The organism is Azospirillum mesophilum, assembly GCF_053470405.2.
Map to the genome: position 1 here is coordinate 109,297 of NZ_JBPXMQ020000002.1, position 19,908 is coordinate 129,204.

Annotated in this window: 18 protein-coding genes; 9 read left to right on the forward strand and 9 right to left on the reverse strand. The window is 70.3% G+C overall.

What is annotated here, in order from left to right:
* Positions 1-12 precede the first annotated feature (12 nt).
* From ACSVC7_RS02655 to ACSVC7_RS02665, 3 genes are all read right to left on the reverse strand, one after another.
* Positions 13-1,368, reverse strand: coding sequence for a nucleotide sugar dehydrogenase (locus tag ACSVC7_RS02655; protein WP_448202720.1), 1,356 nt, complete (start codon positions 1,366-1,368; stop codon positions 13-15).
* Positions 1,369-1,625: 257 nt separating this feature from the next.
* Positions 1,626-3,071 carry a flippase gene (locus ACSVC7_RS02660; RefSeq protein ID WP_448202719.1) on the reverse strand — a complete coding sequence of 482 codons (1,446 nt, stop codon included), beginning with the start codon at positions 3,069-3,071 and terminating at the stop codon, positions 1,626-1,628.
* A gap of 212 nt (positions 3,072-3,283) precedes the next feature.
* Positions 3,284-5,548 (reverse strand): GNVR domain-containing protein, encoded by a 2,265-nt coding sequence (locus tag ACSVC7_RS02665; RefSeq protein WP_448202718.1) that lies wholly within the window; start codon positions 5,546-5,548, stop codon positions 3,284-3,286.
* A gap of 253 nt (positions 5,549-5,801) precedes the next feature.
* Between ACSVC7_RS02665 and ACSVC7_RS02670 the strand changes: the two genes are divergently transcribed.
* Both ACSVC7_RS02670 and ACSVC7_RS02675 read left to right on the forward strand, forming a co-directional pair.
* A complete protein-coding gene (locus tag ACSVC7_RS02670; protein WP_448202717.1) occupies positions 5,802-6,488 on the forward strand; it encodes a Crp/Fnr family transcriptional regulator in 687 nt (228 codons plus the stop codon).
* Between the two features lie 92 nt (positions 6,489-6,580).
* Positions 6,581-6,772, forward strand: a complete 192-nt coding sequence (locus ACSVC7_RS02675) for a YgaP family membrane protein (protein ID WP_448202716.1) — start codon at positions 6,581-6,583, stop codon at positions 6,770-6,772.
* Positions 6,773-6,930: 158 nt separating this feature from the next.
* On the opposite strand, the gene ACSVC7_RS02680 is transcribed toward ACSVC7_RS02675, so the two are convergent.
* On the reverse strand, positions 6,931-7,515 hold the full coding sequence (locus ACSVC7_RS02680; RefSeq protein ID WP_448202715.1) for an ActR/PrrA/RegA family redox response regulator transcription factor: 585 nt from the start codon (positions 7,513-7,515) through the stop codon (positions 6,931-6,933).
* Positions 7,516-7,529: 14 nt separating this feature from the next.
* Complete coding sequence (locus ACSVC7_RS02685; RefSeq protein WP_448202714.1) at positions 7,530-8,882, reverse strand: ActS/PrrB/RegB family redox-sensitive histidine kinase; 1,353 nt, start codon at positions 8,880-8,882, stop codon at positions 7,530-7,532.
* A gap of 153 nt (positions 8,883-9,035) precedes the next feature.
* On the opposite strand from ACSVC7_RS02685, the gene ACSVC7_RS02690 reads away from it, so the two are divergent.
* The 6 genes from ACSVC7_RS02690 (at position 9,036) to ACSVC7_RS02715 (ending at position 13,623) form a co-directional block, all read left to right on the forward strand.
* Positions 9,036-9,824 (forward strand): ABC transporter ATP-binding protein, encoded by a 789-nt coding sequence (locus tag ACSVC7_RS02690; RefSeq protein ID WP_448202713.1) that lies wholly within the window; start codon positions 9,036-9,038, stop codon positions 9,822-9,824.
* Positions 9,811-10,065 (forward strand): antitoxin MazE-like protein, encoded by a 255-nt coding sequence (locus ACSVC7_RS02695; RefSeq protein ID WP_448202712.1) that lies wholly within the window; start codon positions 9,811-9,813, stop codon positions 10,063-10,065. Before ACSVC7_RS02690 ends, ACSVC7_RS02695 begins: the two co-directional genes overlap by 14 nt.
* 33 nt (positions 10,066-10,098) lie before the next feature.
* On the forward strand, positions 10,099-10,926 hold the full coding sequence (locus ACSVC7_RS02700) for an ABC transporter permease (protein ID WP_448202711.1): 828 nt from the start codon (positions 10,099-10,101) through the stop codon (positions 10,924-10,926).
* A 104-nt stretch (positions 10,927-11,030) separates the two neighbouring features.
* Positions 11,031-12,164, forward strand: coding sequence for a UDP-3-O-(3-hydroxymyristoyl)glucosamine N-acyltransferase (gene lpxD / locus ACSVC7_RS02705; protein WP_448202710.1), 1,134 nt, complete (start codon positions 11,031-11,033; stop codon positions 12,162-12,164).
* Positions 12,151-12,405, forward strand: a complete 255-nt coding sequence (locus ACSVC7_RS02710; RefSeq protein ID WP_448202709.1) for a phosphopantetheine-binding protein — start codon at positions 12,151-12,153, stop codon at positions 12,403-12,405. The genes lpxD and ACSVC7_RS02710 overlap by 14 nt, the downstream gene beginning before the upstream one ends.
* 9 nt (positions 12,406-12,414) lie before the next feature.
* Positions 12,415-13,623 carry a beta-ketoacyl-[acyl-carrier-protein] synthase family protein gene (locus ACSVC7_RS02715; protein ID WP_448202708.1) on the forward strand — a complete coding sequence of 403 codons (1,209 nt, stop codon included), beginning with the start codon at positions 12,415-12,417 and terminating at the stop codon, positions 13,621-13,623.
* 139 nt (positions 13,624-13,762) lie between these two features.
* Here ACSVC7_RS02715 and ACSVC7_RS02720 read toward each other — a convergent pair whose 3' ends face one another.
* The 3 genes from ACSVC7_RS02720 to cobS are packed head-to-tail and all read right to left on the reverse strand — an operon-like array spanning position 13,763 to position 15,705.
* Positions 13,763-14,272 carry a pyridoxamine 5'-phosphate oxidase family protein gene (locus ACSVC7_RS02720; protein ID WP_448202707.1) on the reverse strand — a complete coding sequence of 170 codons (510 nt, stop codon included), beginning with the start codon at positions 14,270-14,272 and terminating at the stop codon, positions 13,763-13,765.
* A gap of 39 nt (positions 14,273-14,311) precedes the next feature.
* Positions 14,312-14,929, reverse strand: a complete 618-nt coding sequence (locus ACSVC7_RS02725; RefSeq protein ID WP_448202706.1) for a histidine phosphatase family protein — start codon at positions 14,927-14,929, stop codon at positions 14,312-14,314.
* Positions 14,929-15,705 (reverse strand): adenosylcobinamide-GDP ribazoletransferase, encoded by a 777-nt coding sequence (gene cobS / locus ACSVC7_RS02730; RefSeq protein ID WP_448202705.1) that lies wholly within the window; start codon positions 15,703-15,705, stop codon positions 14,929-14,931. Before cobS ends, ACSVC7_RS02725 begins: the two co-directional genes overlap by 1 nt.
* 177 nt (positions 15,706-15,882) lie before the next feature.
* Here cobS and cobT point away from each other — a divergent pair, with 177 nt between their 5' ends.
* Positions 15,883-16,911, forward strand: a complete 1,029-nt coding sequence (gene cobT, locus ACSVC7_RS02735) for a nicotinate-nucleotide--dimethylbenzimidazole phosphoribosyltransferase (RefSeq protein WP_448202704.1) — start codon at positions 15,883-15,885, stop codon at positions 16,909-16,911.
* 104 nt (positions 16,912-17,015) lie between these two features.
* Here the strand turns inward: cobT and ACSVC7_RS02740 are convergent, their stop codons facing one another.
* Positions 17,016-19,877 (reverse strand): ATP-binding protein, encoded by a 2,862-nt coding sequence (locus tag ACSVC7_RS02740; protein WP_448202703.1) that lies wholly within the window; start codon positions 19,875-19,877, stop codon positions 17,016-17,018.
* Positions 19,878-19,908 lie beyond the last annotated feature (31 nt).

Below are 19,908 nucleotides of genomic sequence, written 5' to 3' on the forward strand. Positions count from 1 at the left end.
CGAAACTTATTTTCAGGCGACGTGCGCGAAGCGGGCGGCGCCGTGGCTGCCCAGCGCCACGTAGGCCGTGCCTTCGGGCAGGTCCACCTCGCGGCTGTTGAAGTTGTTCCAGAAATCGTAGATGACCCCCGGCCGGTCCATGCGGTTCGCCAAGTCCGGCAGCGGCATCGAGGTGAAGACCGGGTGGTTGTTCAGGATGACGGCGAGGTTGGCGCCCTCCACCGCCTCGGCCATGTTGCGGGCCGGCTCCAGGCCGAAGCTGCGGATGTCGTCCGGCGCCACCACGGCGTCGAAGCCCTTCCAGCGGGCCTGCGGGAAGCGGGTCCGCAGTTCCTCGAACACCGGCTTCGCCATGGTGCCGCGCAGGTCGTCGGTGGCCGGACGGCCTTTGAAGGCTAAGCCCATCAGGCTGATCGTCGGCGCCTGCGGGAAGCCCTGCATGGAGTGGGTGAGCTGCTGGAGGAAGCGCGACACCTCCTGCGGCTGGCTTTCGTTGACGCGGCGGCCGGCGGCGGTGATGTCCATGTCCACCCCGACCTCCCGCGCGGATTCGATCAGGATGTGCGGGTCCTTCTCCAGGCAGGGGCCGCCGACGGGGCCCGGCAGCGGCAGGTGCGTGCGCGGGTAGCCCAGCTTGCCCGCCCGCGCGACCTCCAGCGCGGAGACCTCCATGGCGTTGCACAGCCGGGCGATCTCGTTGGCGAAGGCGAAGGTCACGTCGCGGTAGGTGTTGTCCACCAGCTTGATCAGCTCCGCCGTTTCCAGCGTGGACACCTTCACGGTGGTCGGCGTCAGGAAGCCGAAGATCTGCGCGGCGCGCGTCGCCACCTCGATCCGCTCCGCCCCGATGATCTGGGGAAGCTGGTTCAGCTCGATCAGCGCCTGCCCTTCCAGCGTCCGTTCCGGGCAGAAGGCGATGTCGAAGCGCTTGCCGGTCGCGCGCAGGATCGGCGCCACCACGTTGCGGGTCGTCCCCAGCTTGACGGTGGAGCGCAGGATCACGAGGTCGCCGTCGTGCAGGCGCTCGGCCACCTGGCGGGTCGCCGCCTCGATCATGTCGGTGCGCACCCGGCCGTCGGCCTTCAGCGGCGTGCCGACCGTGATGATGAAGACGCTGCAATGGTCGCACTCGTCCGGCGTCCGGCCGAAGGTGAAGCGCCCGCGGGAGACGACGTGCTGCAGCTTCTCGGTCAGGCCGGGCTCATGGAAATGCGGGATGCCGCGCGCCAGCTTGTCGAGCACGTCGCCGCGCACCTCGACGCCATGCACCTGGAAACCCGCGTCGGCCATGGCGACGGCCAACGTCAATCCGACGTAGCCCAGGCCCAGGACGCAGACATTTCGGTCCGGAAAGGACTTAGGGAGCATATTCGTTCGATCCTGCCAGTGTTTTGCGCATGCATCCAAAGGCGCAGTCACCCTCAGCCGCCCGCGCCTGCGCCAATCCGAACGTCATTCGATGTGTCAATGTTCCGGCCTAATCCGTTGCAGGAAGGTGCTATGCCATTGATCGCGTGTGGCTTTTTTTGGGATTACTCCGGAACGGCGAAGGCGCTTCGCCCGCTTGTCCCGCCCAACACTTCAAAAGATCACTTCGGAAGAGCGCTTCGAAAGAGTGGTTGCGCTCAGGCTGCGGCCGCGATCAGGCGGCGCAGGCGCGACGGGCGCACCAGCCCGGTCGCCAGCGCGGCCAGCCCGTAGGCGGCCACCAGCACCGCCCCGCCGGTCAGCAGCGACGGCAGCGGTCGCTGCGGGCTCAGCAGGTCGGGCAGGGCGTGGTCCAGCGCCAGCGTGGCCGCGATCGCCAGCACCCCGCACAGCGCCGCCCGCGCGACGATGCCCAGGTAGAGCTGCCCCACCGCGCGCCGGTGCTGCCAAGCCAGCCCGGTCATGGCCGTCAGCTCGGCCAGGATCGTGGCAGCGGCGCAGCCCTCCATCCCGAAGCGCGGGATCAGGACGAGGTTCAGCGCCGCGTTGGTCACCCCGCCGACCAGGATGGCGCCCATGTAGGCCGTCTGCCGGTTCCAGACCAGAAGCGGGTTGCCCAGCGTCAGGTTGACGTGAACCACCGCCACCGAGACCATCAGCAGGCGCAGCGCGTCGGCGGCCGGCGCGTAGGCCGGGCCGTAGATCAGGCCGAGGATGGCCGGCGCCAGCGTGATCCCCCCGGCGGAGACCAGCGCGCCCAGCGACAGCATGGTCGTGGCGTAGTCGCGCATGCGTTCCCGCAGCCGTTCCGTGTCGCCGTACGCGGCGGCGAGCTGCGGCAGGAAGGCGCTCATCACGATGTTCGCGGCGGTCAGGGAGAGGACCAGCAGCTTGGTCACCGCCGTGTACCAGCCGACCTCCGTCTGCGGCGCCATGAAGCCCAGCATGACGAGGTCGAGGTGCGAGAACAGCGCCCAGGCAAAGACGCTGACCGCCATGGGGGCGGAGGTCTTCAGGATCGCCCGCCACACGGCGAGGTTCACGCGCGGGCGCGGCGGGCGGAAGTCGCGGCTGAAGCGGACCAGCATCAGCGCGGCGTTGACCAGGAAGGACCCGCCGGTGATGGCGGCGGCGATGGCCACGTCCTCCGGCCCGCGCACCAGCGCCAGCATCAGGGCCATGATGCCCAGCGACGTGCCGATTTCCCGCGTCGCGATCACCGCCATCCGCTCCGTCGCCTGATAGACGAAGTCGAGCAGCAGCGCGTTGCCGAGCAGCTGGACCGCCTGCACCAGCAGCACGGTCTTGACCAGCGCCGGCTTGTCGAGCGTCAGCACGAAGGCCGCGTAGATCCCGCCGACCAGCAGCGCCAGCAGCGTGCGCAGCGTCAGCACATGGTCGGTCAGCTCCGCCACCCGGTCGCGGTCGCGCGCGATCTCCCGCACCGCGTAGGTGGACAGGCCGAGATTCACGAACAGCGCGGCGTAGGCCAGCATCGAGGTGCCGAATCCCAGCACGCCGAAGGAATCCGGCCCCAGCGCGCGCGCGGTCCAGGCGGTGGTGACGAGCCCGCTGAACAGCGTCGCCACGCGCGCCAGCCCCAGCGCGCGGATGTTCAGGAAAATGCGTCGTCCGGCGGTCATAAACGCCCATTTCTCCCTCTCCCCTCTGGGGAGAGGGTCGGGGTGAGGGGGATCACGGGGGACAAGGACGTCTGGCATCGGCCGGCCCCCCTCACCCTAACCCGGTCGCTCGCAAGTCTCGCGACCACTCTCCGCCTATGATCGCCTTCGGCGCTCATCCCGCTTCGCGGGCGGCTCCGAGCCCCGGAGGGGAGAGGGGATTGACCGATTTGTCAGTTCGCGTAGTACCGGCGGTAGCCGTGGTAGCGGCCGCTGTCGGGGAACTCGTACTGGGCGTGGCGGCGGATATCGACCTGGGAGAACAGGACGCCGACGACCTCGCCGCCCGCCTCTATGATCTCCTTCAGGCCGGCCATGGCGGTCTCCCGCTTGGTCTTGCCCCAGTGCACGATGAAGACCGTCTGGTCGGCCAGCGCCGCCAGCAGCTTGCCTTCCGACACGGCCAGCACCGGCGGGCTGTCCAGGATCACCCGGTCGTACTCCAGCGCCAGCCGGGAGATCAGCTGGTGCATGCGGCTGGACCCCAGCATGTCCTGCGGCAGGGCGGAGCCCCGGCCGGAGGCGATGAAGTGCAGCCCGGTGCGCGGGTCGGTCTGGATCACCTCCGACGGGGCGCATTCGCCGGACAGCACCTCGTGCAGGCCGCGCTGGTTGTTCATGCCCAGCATCTCGTGCAGGCCCTTGCGGCGCATGTCGCAGTCCAGAAGGATCGTCTTCTGGCCGGAGTTGGCGCAGATCCGCGCAAAGGCCGCGGCGATGGAGCTTTTGCCCTCCCCCGGCACGGAGGAGCCGAACAGGATCACCCGCTGGTGCCCGTCGGGGTTCGCCAGCAGCAGGGTGGTGCGCAGGTTCTGCATGGCCTCCGCGAAGGCCGACATCGGCTTGTCGATGGCGTAGGTCGCCGGCGAGGTGGAGAGGCGCCGCCGCCGGCTGATGGCCGGCACGATGCCGAGCGAGCGGATGCCCGTCGCCGTCTCGAACTGGTGCGGGCTGCGGAAGCCCTTTTCCGCCTGTTCGCGCAGCAGGGCCAGCAGGACGCCCAGCGTGGCCGAGGCGACCAGCGCCAGCAGCACGATCATCTTCTTGTTGGGCTGCGACGGGTTCAGGGGGATCGCCGCCTCCGACACGATGCGGGCATCGGGCTGCTGGATGTCGGTCTGGCCCGCGATCTCCTGGAAGCGGGTCAGCATCGCCTCGTACATGGTCTGCGAGGTCTCGGCGTCGCGCTCCAGCGTGCGCAGGGTCACGTTGGACTGCTGCTGCTGGTTGCGCTGCGTCTGGAGCTGGTCGAGGTTGGCCTTCAGGGACGCCTCGCGCCCGCGCTCCAGCTCCACGTCGTTGGCGAGGTTCTGGACGATGCGGCCGACGTCGGCCTTGATCTGGCCTTGCAGGTCGCGCAGCTCGCTTTGCAGGGCGGTCAGCGCCGGATGCTTGGCGCCGTACTTGTTGGAGGCGTCGGCGATCTTGCGCTGAAGCTCCACCTCCTGCTGGCGCAGCGCCTGGATCAGGGGGGAGCCCAGCACATCGCCGATGGCCGACACGCCACGCGGGCTGGCCGCCAGATTGGACACCTCGCGGTACTTGTTCTCCGCCTCCTGCCGCTTGGTGCGGGCCAGGACGTAGTTGGTGTTCAGCTCGGCCAGCTGCTGCGCCAGCACGGTGGTCTCACCGTTGGCGGAGGTCAGGCCGCTTTCGGCACGGTACTTCTCCGCCGCCTCGCCGGTGGTCTTGGCCTCGCGCCGCAGCTCGGCGATGCGCTCGTCCAGCCAGGCGGTGGCGCGCTTGGCGGCCTTGAACTTCTCGTCCAGCTGATCGACCAGATACAGCTCCGCGATGGTGTTGGCGATCAGGGACGCCTTGCGCGGGTCCTCGCTGTCGAAATTCACCGCGATCACGTAGGAGCGGCCCTGCGGCCGGACCGCCAGATTGTCGATGAAGGTGTTGACGACCGAGGTCTTCTCGTTGGCGAGCTTTTCCTCGGGGCTCAGCTGGATCTCGGCGCGGTCGCCGCGCGCCGTGTTCCACCAGGATTCCGGCACCCAGTTCTTCGGGTAGAGATAGGCCAGCCAGTCGGTGCGCGGCGGGCGGAGCGCCAGGTTGAATTCCGGGTCGTTCATCAGGTTGAGCTTGTCGACGACCTTCTCCGCGAAGGCCGGCGACTTCAGGATCGCCACCTCGCTCTGCAGGGCGCCCAGCTCGGTGGACAGGCTGGAGACCAACTCCTGGTACTTCATCACCTGGGCACGGCGATGCTCCACCATGATCAGCGTCTCGGCGGTGTAGAGCGGCGTCATGCGCAACGCAACCAAGGCCGCGAGCCCGGTGCCCAACACGATCACGGTGCCGATCAGGAGCTTGTGCCGCAGCAGCATGCCGGTCGTGCGGCGAACCGCGCTGGCGGCGGCGGCGGACAGGTCGAAGGAGATCGGGCCCGTCTGCCGCCGCGGGGATTGGTCGTGAACTTCCTGGGTGGCCAATGCGGGTCCTCCTCGCGTGCCGAACCGCGCCCCGTTCGGGGCGTTCCGGTGCCTAGAACGCCGCCGTCGTCCCTCCGTTTCACGATGCGCCGAGAGCATCCGGCGAGGAAGACGCGCGCAATGGGTAAGCTGTGCGGGTCGGTCCCTTCGGATAAGTTGGACCCGGCACGTCCCTTGACCGATAATGGCCATTGGAATCTGGTGGTTTTAAATCTGGCAATTTGCCGGGGGAGTGGCCCCGGGGGAGCGACCCATGTCGGCGGTAGGGGCGGTACAGGAGGATTGGCTGGGCGCCTTCCCGGCGCTCGCGGGGCTGGAGCCGGACGCGCTCGCCCTTCTGCGCTCCGCCGGGGCGCGGGTGGCGATGCCGCGCGGCACCGTCCTGTTCCGCATCGGCGACCTGTGCCGCAATTTCCTGATGTTGCTGGACGGAACGGTCCGCGTCCAGATGACGTCGGAGACGGGGCGGGAGATCGTGCTCTACCGCGTGGCGCGCGGGGAGACCTGCATCCTCACCACCGCCTGCCTGATGACGCGCGCCGACTACAACGCGGAGGGCGTGGCGGAAACCGACCTGGAGGCGGTGGCCCTGGGGGCATCCGCCTTCCACGATCTTCTGGCCCGCAGCGCCGTGTTCCGCGACTTCGTCTTCGCCTCCTTCGGCAACCGTCTGCTCGGCATGATGATGCTGGTGGAGGAGGTGGCCTTCGGCCGCATCGACCTGCGTCTCGCCCGCTTCCTGGTGGACCACCGCGACGGGCAGGGCGGGCTGGACACCACGCACCAGGCGCTGGCCGTCGAACTCGGCACCGCGCGCGAGGTGGTCAGCCGCCAGTTGAAGGAGTTCGAGCGGCGCGGCCTTGTCGAGCTGTCGCGCGGCCGCGTCGCCGTCCGCGACCCCGCCGCCCTGCTGGCGCTGGAGGACCGCGAGGCCGTGTGACGGAGTCACAGACGCCGGGCAGGGATCGGGCTTCAATCGGCGGCATAGCCCCGGCCAATCGGCCCCGCCAACCCGGTTTCAGAGGTGTTGCCATGCCCATCAACGTCGGCGCCATCGACCGCGCGCTGCGCGCCATCGTCGGCCTTGTCCTGATCTCCCTCGTCTTCGTCGGCCCGCAGACCCCCTGGGGCTGGGTCGGCCTGATCCCGCTGCTGACCGCGGTGATCGGTTTCTGCCCCGCCTACACGCTGCTGGGCGTCAAGACCTGCGCGATGAAGCGGTAAAATTGGAGTGTTGGGTTTCGCTCCGCTCAACCCAACCTACGGGGCCACAGAGTCCTTTCGTAGGTTGGGTTGAGCGAAGCGAAACCCAACGAACCTCGCAAACAAAAAGCCCCTGTCCGCAAGGCCAGGGGCTTTTTGTTCGTAGACGAACGAAGCGCTCACCCCCGCGGGGCGTGCTTGTTCAAGATGCGTTGCAAAGTGCGGCGGTGCATCTTCAGGCGGCGCGCGGTCTCGGAGACGTTGCGGTCGCACTGCTCGAAGACGCGCTGGATGTGCTCCCACCGGACGCGGTCGGCGGACATGGGGTTTTCCGGCGGGGTGGGCAGGGGGCGGCCATCGGCCAGAAGGGCGGATTCCACGGCGTCCGCGTCGGCGGGCTTGGGCAGGTAGTCCACGGCGCCGGCCTTCACCGCGGCCACCGCCGTGGCGATGTTGCCGTAGCCGGTCAGCATCACGATGCGGGCGTCGGGGCGGGCGTCGCGCAGTGTCTTGACCACGTCCAGGCCGCTGCCGTCGGCGAGCCGCAGATCCACCACCGCGTAGGCCGGGGCCGATTCCTGCGCGACCTCGATCCCAAGCTGCACGCTGTCCACGGCAACGACGTTGAAACCGCGCTTTTCCATGGCGCGCGCAAGGCGGATGCGGAAGGGCGCGTCGTCGTCGACGATGAGGAGGCTGCGGGTAACGTCACCCGTGAACGTCAGCTTGGCGGGTTCGCCCGTTGGACTCTCGTCCGTGGTCATAGCGCTATCCACCACTAGTCCTCTGGTTCTAAGACACCACGGTCCCAACGTACGACAACTCGCGCCCCGCCGCTACGGTTATTACTAAAAGCAACTATGGCGCCGGTTTTCTCTAACAACGTTTGTGCTATAAAGATTCCGAGCCCCATGTGCCCGGACCGTTCGCTGCGCGCGGACAGGTAGGGCTCGCCGATGCGGCCCAGCAGATGGGCCGGGAATCCGGGGCCGTCGTCCATCACCGTCACCGACACCGTGCGCGCGTCCCAGGCGGCCTGGACCGTCACGCGGCGGTTGGCGAACTGGTGCGCGTTCTGGATGAAGTTGCCGAGCCCGTGGATGATCTCCGGGCTGCGGCGGAAGATCGGTTCCTCCGTGTCGCCAGCCATATCGCCCGTGGCGGCGGCGCGCTCCACCGCGAACTGGATGTGGCCCAGCCGGTGCGGGGTGCCGGCGGCCTCGATCAGGGCGGTCAGGGGCAGCCGTTCGAACGGATCGCCGCCGTCGGCCTCCGGCTTGCGGGCGAGATCGGCGAGGATCTCCCGGCAGCGCATCACCTGGCTTTGCAGCAGCGCCACGTCCTCGCCATAGGGGCTGTCGGCCGGCAGGTCCCGCGACAGCTCCTTGGCGACCACCGCGATGGTGCCGAGCGGGGAGCCCAGCTCGTGCGCGGCGGCGGCGGCCAAGGCACCCAGCGACGACAGCCGCTGCTCCCGCGCCAAGGCCACCTGCGTGGCCGACAGCGCGTTGGCGAAGCGCCGCGCCTCCTCCGCCACGCGGAAGACGTAGCCGCTGATGAAGCTGGCCGACACCGACAGCGACAGCCAGATGCCGAAAGCGTAGAGCGGGGCGACGGCCGGCATCGGCTCCGGCCAGGGCAGGGGGAAGTGCCACATCGCCAGCACGGTCAGGCACAGCAGGTTCAGCCCTGTCAGCAGCACCACGCTGTAGCGCGACAGGATGGCGGCGGCCACCGTCATCGGGGCCAGCAGCAGGATGGCGAAGGGGTTGGCGAGGCCGCCGGTCAGGTACAGCAGCAGCGTCAGCTGCAGCATGTCGTAGCCGAGGTAGAGCGCGGCGTCCCGGTCGGCCAGCCGCAGCCGGCCGCCGCGCTGGGCCATCGCCACCATGTTCAGCAGCACCGACGCCCCGATCGCCGCCAGCACCGGCCCCAGCGGCAGCGGAAAGGCCAGGATGAACTGCACCATCGCCACCGTGGCCGACTGCCCGACCACGGCGATCCAGCGGATCAGGATCAGCGTGCGCAGCGTGACGCGCCCGTCCAGGTTGGTCCACTGCGCCGGCCCCAGCCCGGTGGCGTGGCGATGCCGTTGGCGGGGGGCGGGGTGGTCGGTGGTCGCGGCGGTCATGGGCACGGTCTTTCTGGCACACAGTCATTCTGACGGGGCCGCGAGGCTGCGGCCGGGCTGTTCTGCCCCCCAGGTGTTTTGCCCCGGGGTGTTTTGCCACGAGATGTTTTGCCACTCTGGCGATTGCGCGCCAAGCGGCCATATTCTCGCCCTATGACTCAGTATGCCATCAAGGCCGAGGGCCTGACCAAGCGTTTCGGAACCGCCCGCTCCGGCGAGGTCACCGCCGTGGACGCCATCTCCTTCACCGTCGCCAGGGGCTCGGTCACCGGCCTGCTGGGCGGCAACGGGGCGGGCAAGACGACGACCATCTCCATGCTGCTGGGGCTGCTGCTGCCCACGGCCGGCACGGTGGAGGTGCTGGGGGTGGACATGGTGCGCCACCGCCACGCCGTTCTGCCGCGCATGAACTTCTCCTCCCCCTATGTGGAGCTGCCGCACCGGCTGACCGTGCGCGAGAACCTGACCGTCTACGGGCATCTCTACGGCCTCGACGGCGTGAAGCGCCGGGTCGAGGAGCTGGCCGAGCATCTGGACCTGACCCGCTTCCTGAACCGCCCGTCCGGCGGGCTGTCGGCCGGGCAGAAGACGCGCGTGGCACTGGCCAAGGCGCTGCTCAACCGGCCGGAGGTGCTGCTGCTGGACGAGCCCACGGCCTCTCTCGACCCCGATACGGCGGACTGGATCCGCACCTATCTGGAGCGTTACCGCTACGAATCGGGCGCCACCATCCTGCTCGCCTCCCACAACATGCTGGAGGTGGAGCGGCTGTGCGACGACGTGCTGATGATGCGCCAGGGCCGTATCGTGGACCGTGGCGCCCCCTCCGCCCTGCTCGCCCGCTACGGCCGCGACACGCTGGAGGAGGTGTTCCTGGACATCGCGCGGGCGCGGACGGAGGGTGAAGCGATCGACCGGGAGCGCGCCGATGCCGCGGAGTGATGACGATGCTGAAGAACTGCGGCGGCAATCGCGGGCGCTGGCTGGCGATCCGCTGGAAAGAGAAATCCTTCTCTGGATTGAAGAGGTTGCGGACACCGATGAATGGACCGGGAATGTCCTGCCGGCGGCTGCCCTTGAGGCCCACGCGATTCCCTCTCGTCGTCATCCCCGCGAAGGCGGGGATCCAGGGCTTCCCGGCGAGCTTCCAAGTGGTCCTGGATCCCCGCCTTCGCGGGGATGACGGAAACGTTGAAGACATGAAGTGCGCAATCCCATGACCCTTTCCGCCAATCCTCCCATAGCCCCCACCTTCTCCACCCGCCGCGTGGGGGCCATGGTGCTGCGCTACTGGTACCTGCTGCGCGGGTCGTGGCCGCGGTTCCTGGAGCTGGCCTATTGGCCGACCATGCAGATGATCCTGTGGGGCTACATCAACCAGTTCATGGCCTCCTCCAGCGCCTGGGTGGCGCAGGGGGCGGGCGTGCTGGTCAGCGCCGTGCTGCTGTGGGACGTGCTGTTCCGCGGGCAGCTCGGCGTGTCGGTGTCCTTTCTGGAGGAGATGTGGTCGCGCAACCTCGGGCACCTGTTCGTCAGCCCCTTGCGGCCCAGCGAGTGGGTGGTGGCGCTGTTCGGCATGAGCCTGATCCGCACCATCATCGGCGTGGTGCCGGCGGCGCTGCTGGCGATCCCCTTCTTCGGCTATTCGGTATTCAGCCTGGGGCTGCCGCTGGCTGCCTTCTTCGCCAACCTGATCGTGCTGGGCTGGTCGCTGGGGCTGCTGATCGTGGCCTTGATCCTGCGCTACGGCATGGGGGCGGAGGGGCTGGCCTGGATCGTCGTCTTCATGCTGGCGCCGATCAGCGCCGTCTACTACCCGGTCAGCGTGCTGCCGGACTGGCTGCAATGGGTGGCGCTGTCCCTGCCGTCCGCCCACGTCTTCGAAGGCATGCGCGCCGTGCTGTTCGGTGGGGCGATGCGCTGGGACCATCTGGCCTGGGCGGTGGGGCTGAACGCCGTCTACATGGCGCTGTGCTCCGCGGTGTTCCTCTATTCCTTCCGGCAGGCGCGGGTGCGCGGCGCGCTGCTGCAGACCGGCGAGTAAAGCCGCTGAATCGGCGGGGGAGGGCTGAGCGGAAGGCCGCTCGCCTCCCTCCGCCATCCGTGGTAGCGTCCCGGCCTCTTTCGACCCAGAGTCCGAGCGCCGCCATGAAGCCCGTGTCCCTCGCCGAGATCGCCGCCGCCCTGAACGCCCAGCTGGAGGGCGACGGGTCCATCCGGATCGCCCGCGCCGTCCACCCGGCGGAGGCCGAGGGGCCGGACGATCTGGCGCTCGCCATGGAAAAGGGCCTGACGGAGGTTCTGGCGAACAGCCCGGTCCGCGCCGCCGTGCTGGCGGAAGGGGCGGAGGTGCCCGCCAACCTCCAGGGCTGGATCGTCGTGAAGCGCCCGCGCTACGCCATGGCCGGGCTGCTGGACATCTTCGAGAAGCCGGTCCATGCGGAGCCCGGCGTCCACCCCGCCGCCTTCGTGGCGCCGGACGCCGCCTTGGGCGAGGGCGTGTCGGTCGGTCCCTTCGCCTATGTCGGGCCGAAGGCGGTGCTGGGCGACGGTGTCATCGTCATGCCGCACGCCACGGTCGGCGCGGAGGCGGTGATCGGCAAGGACAGCCTGATCCACCCCGGTGCCCGCATCGGGGAGCGCGTGGTGATGGGCGAGCGCTGCATCATCCACCCCAACGCCGCGGTCGGCAACGACGGCTTCAGCTTCGTCACGCCGGAGCCGGGCAGCGTGGAGTCGGCCAAGTCCACGGGCCGCGTCGTCGGCACCAACGTGCTGATCCGCCGCGTGAACTCCATCGGCACGGTGGTGCTGGGCGACGACGTGGAGGTCGGCGCCAACGCCACCATCGACCGCGGCACGGTCACCGCGACCCGCATCGGCTCCGGCACCAAGATCGACAACCTCGTGCAGATCGGCCACAACGTGCAGATCGGCACCAACTGCATGCTGTGCGGCCATGTCGGCATCGCCGGCAGCACGGAGATCGGCGACCGCGTGGTGCTGGCCGGCAAGGTCGGCGTGGCCGACCATGTGAAGATCGGCAGCGACGCGGTGGTGGCCGCCAACTCCGGCGTCGGCACCGACATCCCGCCGAAGGCCGTCTACATGGGCTACCCGGCGGTGCCGCGCGACCGTGCCTTCGACCAGTACAAGGGGCTAGCCCGTCTGAAGCGCCTGTTCGCGGACGTGGCAGACCTGAAGAACCGGGTCCGGGCGCTCGATGACCGCGCTAACGTCTCTGGCGGAACCCCGCCGGAGAGCACGGATGGCCGATCTTAAGAACGACGTTCTGGCGATTGTCGCGGAAAAGGGCCGGGTGGAGCGCGACCGTCTCGCGCCCGACGCCCGGCTGGCGGACCTGGAGATCGCCTCGCTCGACGTGATCGAGATCGTTTTCGCCCTGGAAGAACGGTTCGGAATCGAGATCCCCTTCAACGCCAACGACGCCCGCAAGGAGTTCGAAACCGTCGGCGACGTGGTGCGGGCCGTGGAGGCCGTCGTCGCCAAGCCGGCGGCCTGAGCTTTGCCTGTGCGGCGCGTCGTCGTCACCGGCCTCGGGGTCGTGTCGCCCATCGGCGTGGGCGTGGCAGCGTTCGAGGAGGCGCTGTTCGCCGGCCGCTGTGGCATAGGCCCCCTCAGCCTCGTGCGCACCGATGGCCTGTCGGTCCGCATCGCCGCGGAGGTGCGCGGCTTCGACCCGGCGGCGCATTTCGACGCGCGGCGGATCGGCCTGCTCGACCGTGTCAGCCAGTTCGCCCTGGTCGCCGCCCGGCAGGCGGTGGAGTCCTCCGGCCTGAGCTTCGACGGCCCCCTGGCCGAGCGCACCGCGACCATCCTCGGCACCGGGGTCGGCGGCATCGGCACGCTGGACGACGGCTTCCACCGCCTCTACGCGGAGGGCGCGCAGCGGCTGCACCCCTTCACCATCCCGCGCCTGATGGTCAGCGCCCCGACCTCCCAGGTCTCCATGGAGTTCGGGCTGACCGGCCCCTCCTTCACGGCGGCGAGCGCCTGCGCGTCGGCCGCCCACGCCATCGGCCTCGCCTTCCAGATGGTGCGCGGCGGGATGGCCGACGCCGCCGTCACCGGCGGGGCGGAGGCCAGCCTGAGCTTCGGCGCGCTGAAGGGGTGGGAGGCCATGCGCATCACCAGTCCCGACGGCTGCCGCCCCTTCTGCGCCACCCGCAACGGCATGGTGCTGGGGGAGGGCGCGGCCGTGCTGGTGCTGGAGACGCTGGAAAACGCCACGGCGCGCGGGGCAACCATCCTGGGCGAGATCGCCGGCTTCGGCATGTCGGCCGACGCCAAGGACATCACCGCGCCGGACACCCACGGGGCGGCCCGGGCCATGCGCGCCGCGCTGGCGGACGCCGGCCTGTCGGGCGCCGCGGTGGATTACGTGAACGCCCACGGCACCGGTACGACAGCCAACGACGCGACGGAAGCGCAGGCCATCCACGCGGTGTTCGGCGACCACGCGCGGCGCCTCCCGGTGTCCTCGACCAAGTCGATGGTCGGGCACTCGCTGGGTGCGGCGGGGGCGGTGGAAGCGGCGGCGACGCTGCTGGCACTGAAACGGCAGGCGGTCCCGCCGACCGTGGGGGTGGTAACGCCCGATCCCGACTGCGCGCTGGACGTGGTGCCGGGAGCCGCTCGCGATGCGCGGGTGGAGGCGGCGCTGTCCAACTCGTTTGCGTTTGGTGGGCTGAACGCGGCGCTGGCGTTTCGGAGGGTGTAGGGGGGCGGATGCCCCCTCCCTCCCACGGCTTCGCCGTGGGTCCCTCCCTCCCCCGCTGCGCGGGAGAGGGGTGATTTGCAATGCGGCGGCAGTCCCCTCTCCCGCGCAGCGGGGGAGGGTTAGGGAGGGGGCAAGACGCTCACTGAAACGCGATCTTCACATTCTCGCCCGGATTCGGCGGCTCCCCGGTGATCTTCGCCTTCACATACCCATACGCATAGACCATGGCGCTGGACGGGCTGTCCCAATATTCGGCCTGATCGACGGTGATCTTCAGCAAGGCCACCTCCGGGTCGTCCGGACCCTGCGGGAACCAGGTGGACAGGATGTCCCGCCACAGGAAGCGGATCTTGTCCTTGTCGCGCACCAGCTCCGCCACGCCCGACACGGAGACGTAGTTCTCATCGCTCGGATCAGCGTAGGAGAGGTTGACGCGCCAGTGCTGCTTCAGTTCGTGCACCTTGGGCGAATCGGCCCTGGTGAAGAACCACAGGGTGCCGTCGTCGAATCCCGCGTGCGGCATCGTCGCCATCGGGCGGGAGCGCAGGTAACCGTTGTCGTCCAGCGTCGTCATCATGGCGATGCGGACGCCTTTGATCATATCCCAAAGCTTCTCGGCGGACTCGCGATCATTAGCACTTCTTGCCATGGTCTGCCCCTCGTTCGGTAGTAGCCCAACGGAGTCCGGTCAACGGGTTGCGCTGCAAAAAGTTCCGAGCGCGTTGAGGGCTCCGACCGACCAGGACTCGTCGCCGTAACGGTCGATGCGGGACAGGGACAGCGGGGCGACCGACAGGCGCAACGCGGCCTCCGGCGTGAGGTCGAGCGCCAGGGCCAGCGCGGCGCGGATGGAGCCGCCGTGGATCACCGCCACGATGTCCCGCCCGGCCTGCGCGGCGGTCAGGCGCTCCACCGCCCCGGCCACGCGGGCCATGACGGAGGCGAAGCTCTCCCCGCCGGGCGGGGCCTCGGTGGCCGGGGCGGTCCAGAAGCGGCGGGCCTCCTCGGGGTACAGCTCCGCCACCGCGTCGTGCGACAGGCCCTCCCACCGGCCGAAATGCTGCTCGGCGAGGTCGCGCTCCAGCAGCGCCATGTCGCTGCCGGGCAGGCGCAAGGCTGCCGCCGTCTGGCGCGTGCGGCGCAGGTGCGAGGTCACCCACACCGCCTGCCGGGGCAGATGGTCGGCGAGCGCGGCCAGCGCCGCCGCATCGGACGTGTCGGCGGACGGGTCATCCTGCCCGTAGATCAGCTTGTCCGGGTTCGGGACGGGGGCGTGGCGGATCAGCCACCAGCGGGTGACGATCATCACGCCACCGCCACGAGCGTGAGCAGGACGGCGGCCTCCGTCACTTGCTGCGCCGCCCCGAACACGTCGCCGGTGTGCCCGCCGATCTGCCGCCGCGCCTGCGCCGCCACCGTCCAGCCGGCCACAAGCGCGGCAAACAGCGCTACGGGTGCCGCATGCCCGAGGGCGACGAGCGCGATGCTAACCGCCAGGGCCAGCGACAGAGCGACCGTCGCCGGGGCCGGGCGCCCCTGCCGGGCGGCGAGGCCGTCGGCGCGGGCCGGGTCCATCCATCGGGCGATCACCGCCATCCCCCCGCGCGACAGGGCACCCGACGCGACGAGCGCCACAGCCACGGCCCTCGGCTCGGCCAGCGCCGCCAGGGCCGAGGCGCGGACGGCGACGGAAAAGACGATGGCGAGCACGCCGTAGCTGCCGACCCGGCTGTCGCGCATGATCTCCAGCTTGCGGGCCTTGTCGCGTCCGCCGCCGAAGCCGTCGGCGACGTCGGCCGCCCCGTCCTCGTGCAGGCCGCCGGTGATCCAGACCAGCGCGCCCAGCGCCAGCAGCGCCGCCGGCAGCGGCGGCAGGTGGGCCAGCGCCGCCAGCGCGTAGACCGCCCCGCCCCACAGCCCGACCCCGGCGCCGACCAGCGGGAACCAGCCCATGGCGCGGGCGTGCGCGTCGTCGGCCAGCGGACCGGACAGGCGCAGGGGCAGCCGCGTCATGAAGACGATGGCGAGCGCCAGATCGGCGGTCCAGCGGGGGCGGGGCGGGGTGGGGGAGGCTTCCAGCATGGTGCTTCGGAGTAAGCCAAGCTCCCCGGCCCCGCAATGGACAACCGCGGCATGACAGGTTCCCAAATGACGGGGTCCCGGTTGACTGGCTCCCGAATGACTGGCTCTTTGACACGCGCCCGCGTTTGGTCCAAGGTCGCGCCGCTTTTTCCGACGCCAGTGCCAGGACATTCAGCCATGAGCAACCCGCAGCCCGCCCTCACCTTCGAGGAAATCCGCGCGCTCGTCCGCAATCTTCCGGGGCCGGACCTGGACGCCGGCACGGCCGCCCTGCAGCGCGAACGGCAGCTCACCAAGCCGGCGGGCTCGCTCGGCCGGCTGGAGGAGATCGCGCAGTGGATGGCGACGTGGCAGGGCCAGCATCCGGCCGAGGTGCGCCGCCCGCGCGTCGCGGTTTTCGCCGGGAACCACGGCGTGGCCGCGCGCGGCGTTTCGGCCTACCCGGCGTCGGTGACCGCGCAGATGGTCGCCAACTTCCAGAACGGCGGCGCCGCCGTGAACCAGCTCTGCGAGGTGGCCGACGCCGACCTGCGCGTCTACGAGCTGGACCTGGAAAGCCCCACCGCCGACTTCACCCAGGGTCCGGCGATGGCCGAGGACGACTGCTGCCGCGCCATGGCCTACGGCATGATGGCGGTGGAGATGGGCGTCCATCTGCTGGCGCTGGGCGAGATGGGCATCGCCAACTCCACGGCGGCGGCGGCGATCTGCTGCGCCCTGTTCGGCGGCGAGGCCAAGGACTGGGTCGGTCGCGGCACCGGCGTGGATGACGAAGGGCTGGCCCGCAAGGTCGCCGCCATCGAGGCCGGGCTGGAGGCCAACCCGCAGGCCAAGGACGACCCGTTCGAGGCGCTGCGCCGCTTCGGCGGCTACGAGCTGGCGGCCATCGCCGGCGCCATCCTGGCGGCGCGCATGGCCCGCGTGCCGGTGCTGCTGGACGGCTACGCCTGCACGGCGGCGGCGGCGGTGCTGTTCAAGGCCGACCGCCGGGCGCTGGACCACTGCATGGTCGCCCACCGCTCGGTCGAGCCGGGCCACACCCGCCTGCTGGAGATCATCGGCAAGGAGCCGCTGCTCGACCTCGGCATGCGCCTGGGCGAGGGCTCCGGCGCCACGCTGGCGATCACCATCGTCAAGTCGGCCTGCGCCTGCCACGCCGGCATGGCCACCTTCGCCGAGGCCGGCGTCAGCACCCGCGAGGGCTGATCCGCTCAGGTCGCCTTTGCCGCCGTAGGTTGGGTTAAGCGAAGCGCAACCCAACACCCGCCGTTATGCCGGCGATGTTGGGTTGCGTTTGCACGCAACCCAACCTACGAGGCTCCATTCTTCGGCACGCCCGCCAGGCGGTGGATCAGGTCGTGGAGCGTGTCGGGCGGCACCGGCTTGCGCAGCAGGTGCGACCCGATGCGCCCGACCTCCAGCGCGCGTTCCGCCCCGGTGTCGCCGGTCAGCACGACGGACGGGACCGGGGCGTTGCAGTAGGTGCGAATCCGGCGGATCGCCTCGATTCCGGTGCCGTTGCCGGGCAGGTGGTAGTCGGCGATGATCACGTCCGGCCGGCGGCGGCGCTGGGCGATCCGCTCCAGCGCTTCCTCCGGGGTGGCGGCGGAGATCGTCTCGAACCCCCATTCCTCCAGCATCATGCCCAGCGCCGTCAGGATGGTCGCGTCGTCGTCCAGCATGACGGCGAGCGGCGGGCCATCGGTCCCGGCGGCGACCAGCAGGGGCGGTGGTGGCAGGCTGACGGAGCCGTCGGCGGCGAGAGGCACCATGACGGAGAAGACCGTCCCCCGTCCGGGGCGGGAGCGCAGCATCAACTCGTGCCCCAGCAGGGTGGCGAGCCGCCGCACGATGGACAGGCCGAGGCCGAGGCCCTTGCCCGGCCCCCGGTTGTGGTCCAACCCGGTGGGGCCGAGCTGGACGAACTCCTCGAACACGGCGTCGTGGTGCTCCGGCGCGATGCCGGGACCGGTGTCCCACACCTCGATCCGCACATGGTCGCCGCGCCGGCGGCAGGACAGCAGGACGCCGCCGTGGTCGGTGTATTTCAGCGCGTTGTCCAGCAGGTTGCCGAGGATGCGGCCGAGCAGCACCGAGTCGCTGCGGATCCAGACCGGGCTGCCGGCCAGCCGGAACCGCAGCCCCTTGGCGGCCATGCGCGGGGCGTAGTCGGCGGCAAGCCGCTGCATCAGCGTGACCGCCGGGAAGTCCGCCGGCTCCGCCGACAGCGTGCCGGAATCGAGCCGCGCGATGTCCAGCAGCGTGTCGATCAGCGCCTTCAGCCCCTCCAGCGCCTGCTGGATGGTGGCGACTAGCGGCTGGACCGGGTGGTCGCGCAGCCGTTCGCTTAGCGCATGGGCGAACAGGAACAGCGTCTGCACCGGCTGGCGCAGGTCGTGGCTGGCGGCCGCGAAGAAGCGCGCCTTGGTGGCGTTGGCGGACTGCGCCTCTTCCAGCGCGGCCTGGAGCGCCTCCTCCATCGTCTTGCGCTCGGTGGTGTCGCGGATGATGCCCAGCAGGCGCACCGGACGCCCGTCGGGGCCGTCGACGCTGGAGCCGGTGCACTCCAGCCAACGCACGCTCCCGTCCTCGCGGATGATCCGGTATTCCGCGCTGAGCACGCCGCCGCGCAGGGAGGCGTGCTGCGCCTTGGCCAGCAGGATCTGGCGGTCGTCGGGGTGGACGAAGCGCTCGATGTAGGTGACGAGGTCGGGGCGGACCGTTCCCGGACGCACCCCCAGGATGCGGAAGAAGCCGTCCGACCAGAGGATCCGGCCGCCGGCCAGATCCCAGTCCCAGCTGCCGAGCCCCGCGGCTTCCTGCGCCATGCGCAGCCGGCTCTCGTTCTCCCGCAGCGCCGCCTCGGTCCGGTGCAGGTCGGTGATGTCCACCGTCAGCCCGTCCCACACCACCGCACCGTCCGGCGCGCGATGGGGCGTCGCCACGGTCCGCAGCCAGCGGGTGCCGCCTTCGGCCGTCCGCCCTTCGTGCTCGACGGAGACCGGGGCGAGCGTGGGGGCGGAGGCCCGCAGGGCGGCCTCGACCGGGGGCTTCAGGGCCGGGGGCGTCCGGGTGGACGAACCGGCCGTGGCCGGCGGGGTGCCGGCCGGTTGGCGCGGGAACAGCGTGTCGGGCGGTGGCCCCAGCGCGCCGGCCAACCCGCTGACCGTGATCGTGCCGTCGGGACGCAGGCTGTGCCGGTGGATCAGTCCGGGGATGTGGGCGGCCACGCCGGCCAGCGCGCGGTCGGCGACCCGCTCCGACTTCAGCGCCTCGACCCGGCGCAGTTGGCGGACCAGGACGGAGGCGACCAGCACGGACAGCCCCAGCGCCAGCAGCCCCGACGCCAGCAGCAGCAGGTGGCCCGCGGTCAGCGGCGACTCCAGCGCCGCCGCGGGCTGAACCAGCGCCACCCGCCAGCCCGCCAGCGGCGCCGTGGCGAGCGCGGTCACCATCCGCTCTCCATCCGGCCCCCGCAGGTTCTCCGCGGCATCCGACAGAAGGCTGGCGGAAATCGGCGCGCCCACGCGGGTATCGGACGGGTCGGTCGAATCGGAGGTGGCCACCATGCGGCCGTGCTGATCGATGAGCATGGCGCGGCCGCCCGGCGCCAGCTCCGTCTTTCCAGCCAGCAGCCGGTGGAAGGTCCAGGCCGGCATGGTCGCCACCAGCACATACCGCACCGTCCCCTCGCGCATCACGGGGGCGTTCAGGCTGACGAAGGGCTGGGTCAGTCGCTCCGGCATGCGCTCCAGGGCGGACAGGGTGACGCGGCCGGACTCGAACACGCGCGTCGCTTCCACCGTTGAGCGCAGCGGCGGCAGCTCGGCCCCGTAGGGCAGGCGGGTGTTGACCAACTGCCGGCTGCGGTCGGCGAGCACGACGTTCAGCCAGTTCCGCCGCGTGGCCTCCGTGCGGATGGCAAGGCGGTGGAACTGTTCGACGTTGCCGGTGTCCAACTCGGGGCAGGCGGCCAGGACCGTCAGCGCCGCGCTTTCCTCCGCGATGATCCGGTCCACCTCAAGGGCGAGCGTGTTCGCCGCCCGGGCCAGGCGGGCTTCGGCCTCATGCCGGTCGATTCCCAGGGTCTGGTGCAGCAGCAGGGCGGCCAGCAGAAACACCGGCAGCACCGTCGCCGCGACCAGGAAGGTGGTTTTCCGCCGACCGCTCATCGGCTCTCCCCGACAAAGCCACGTACACTAA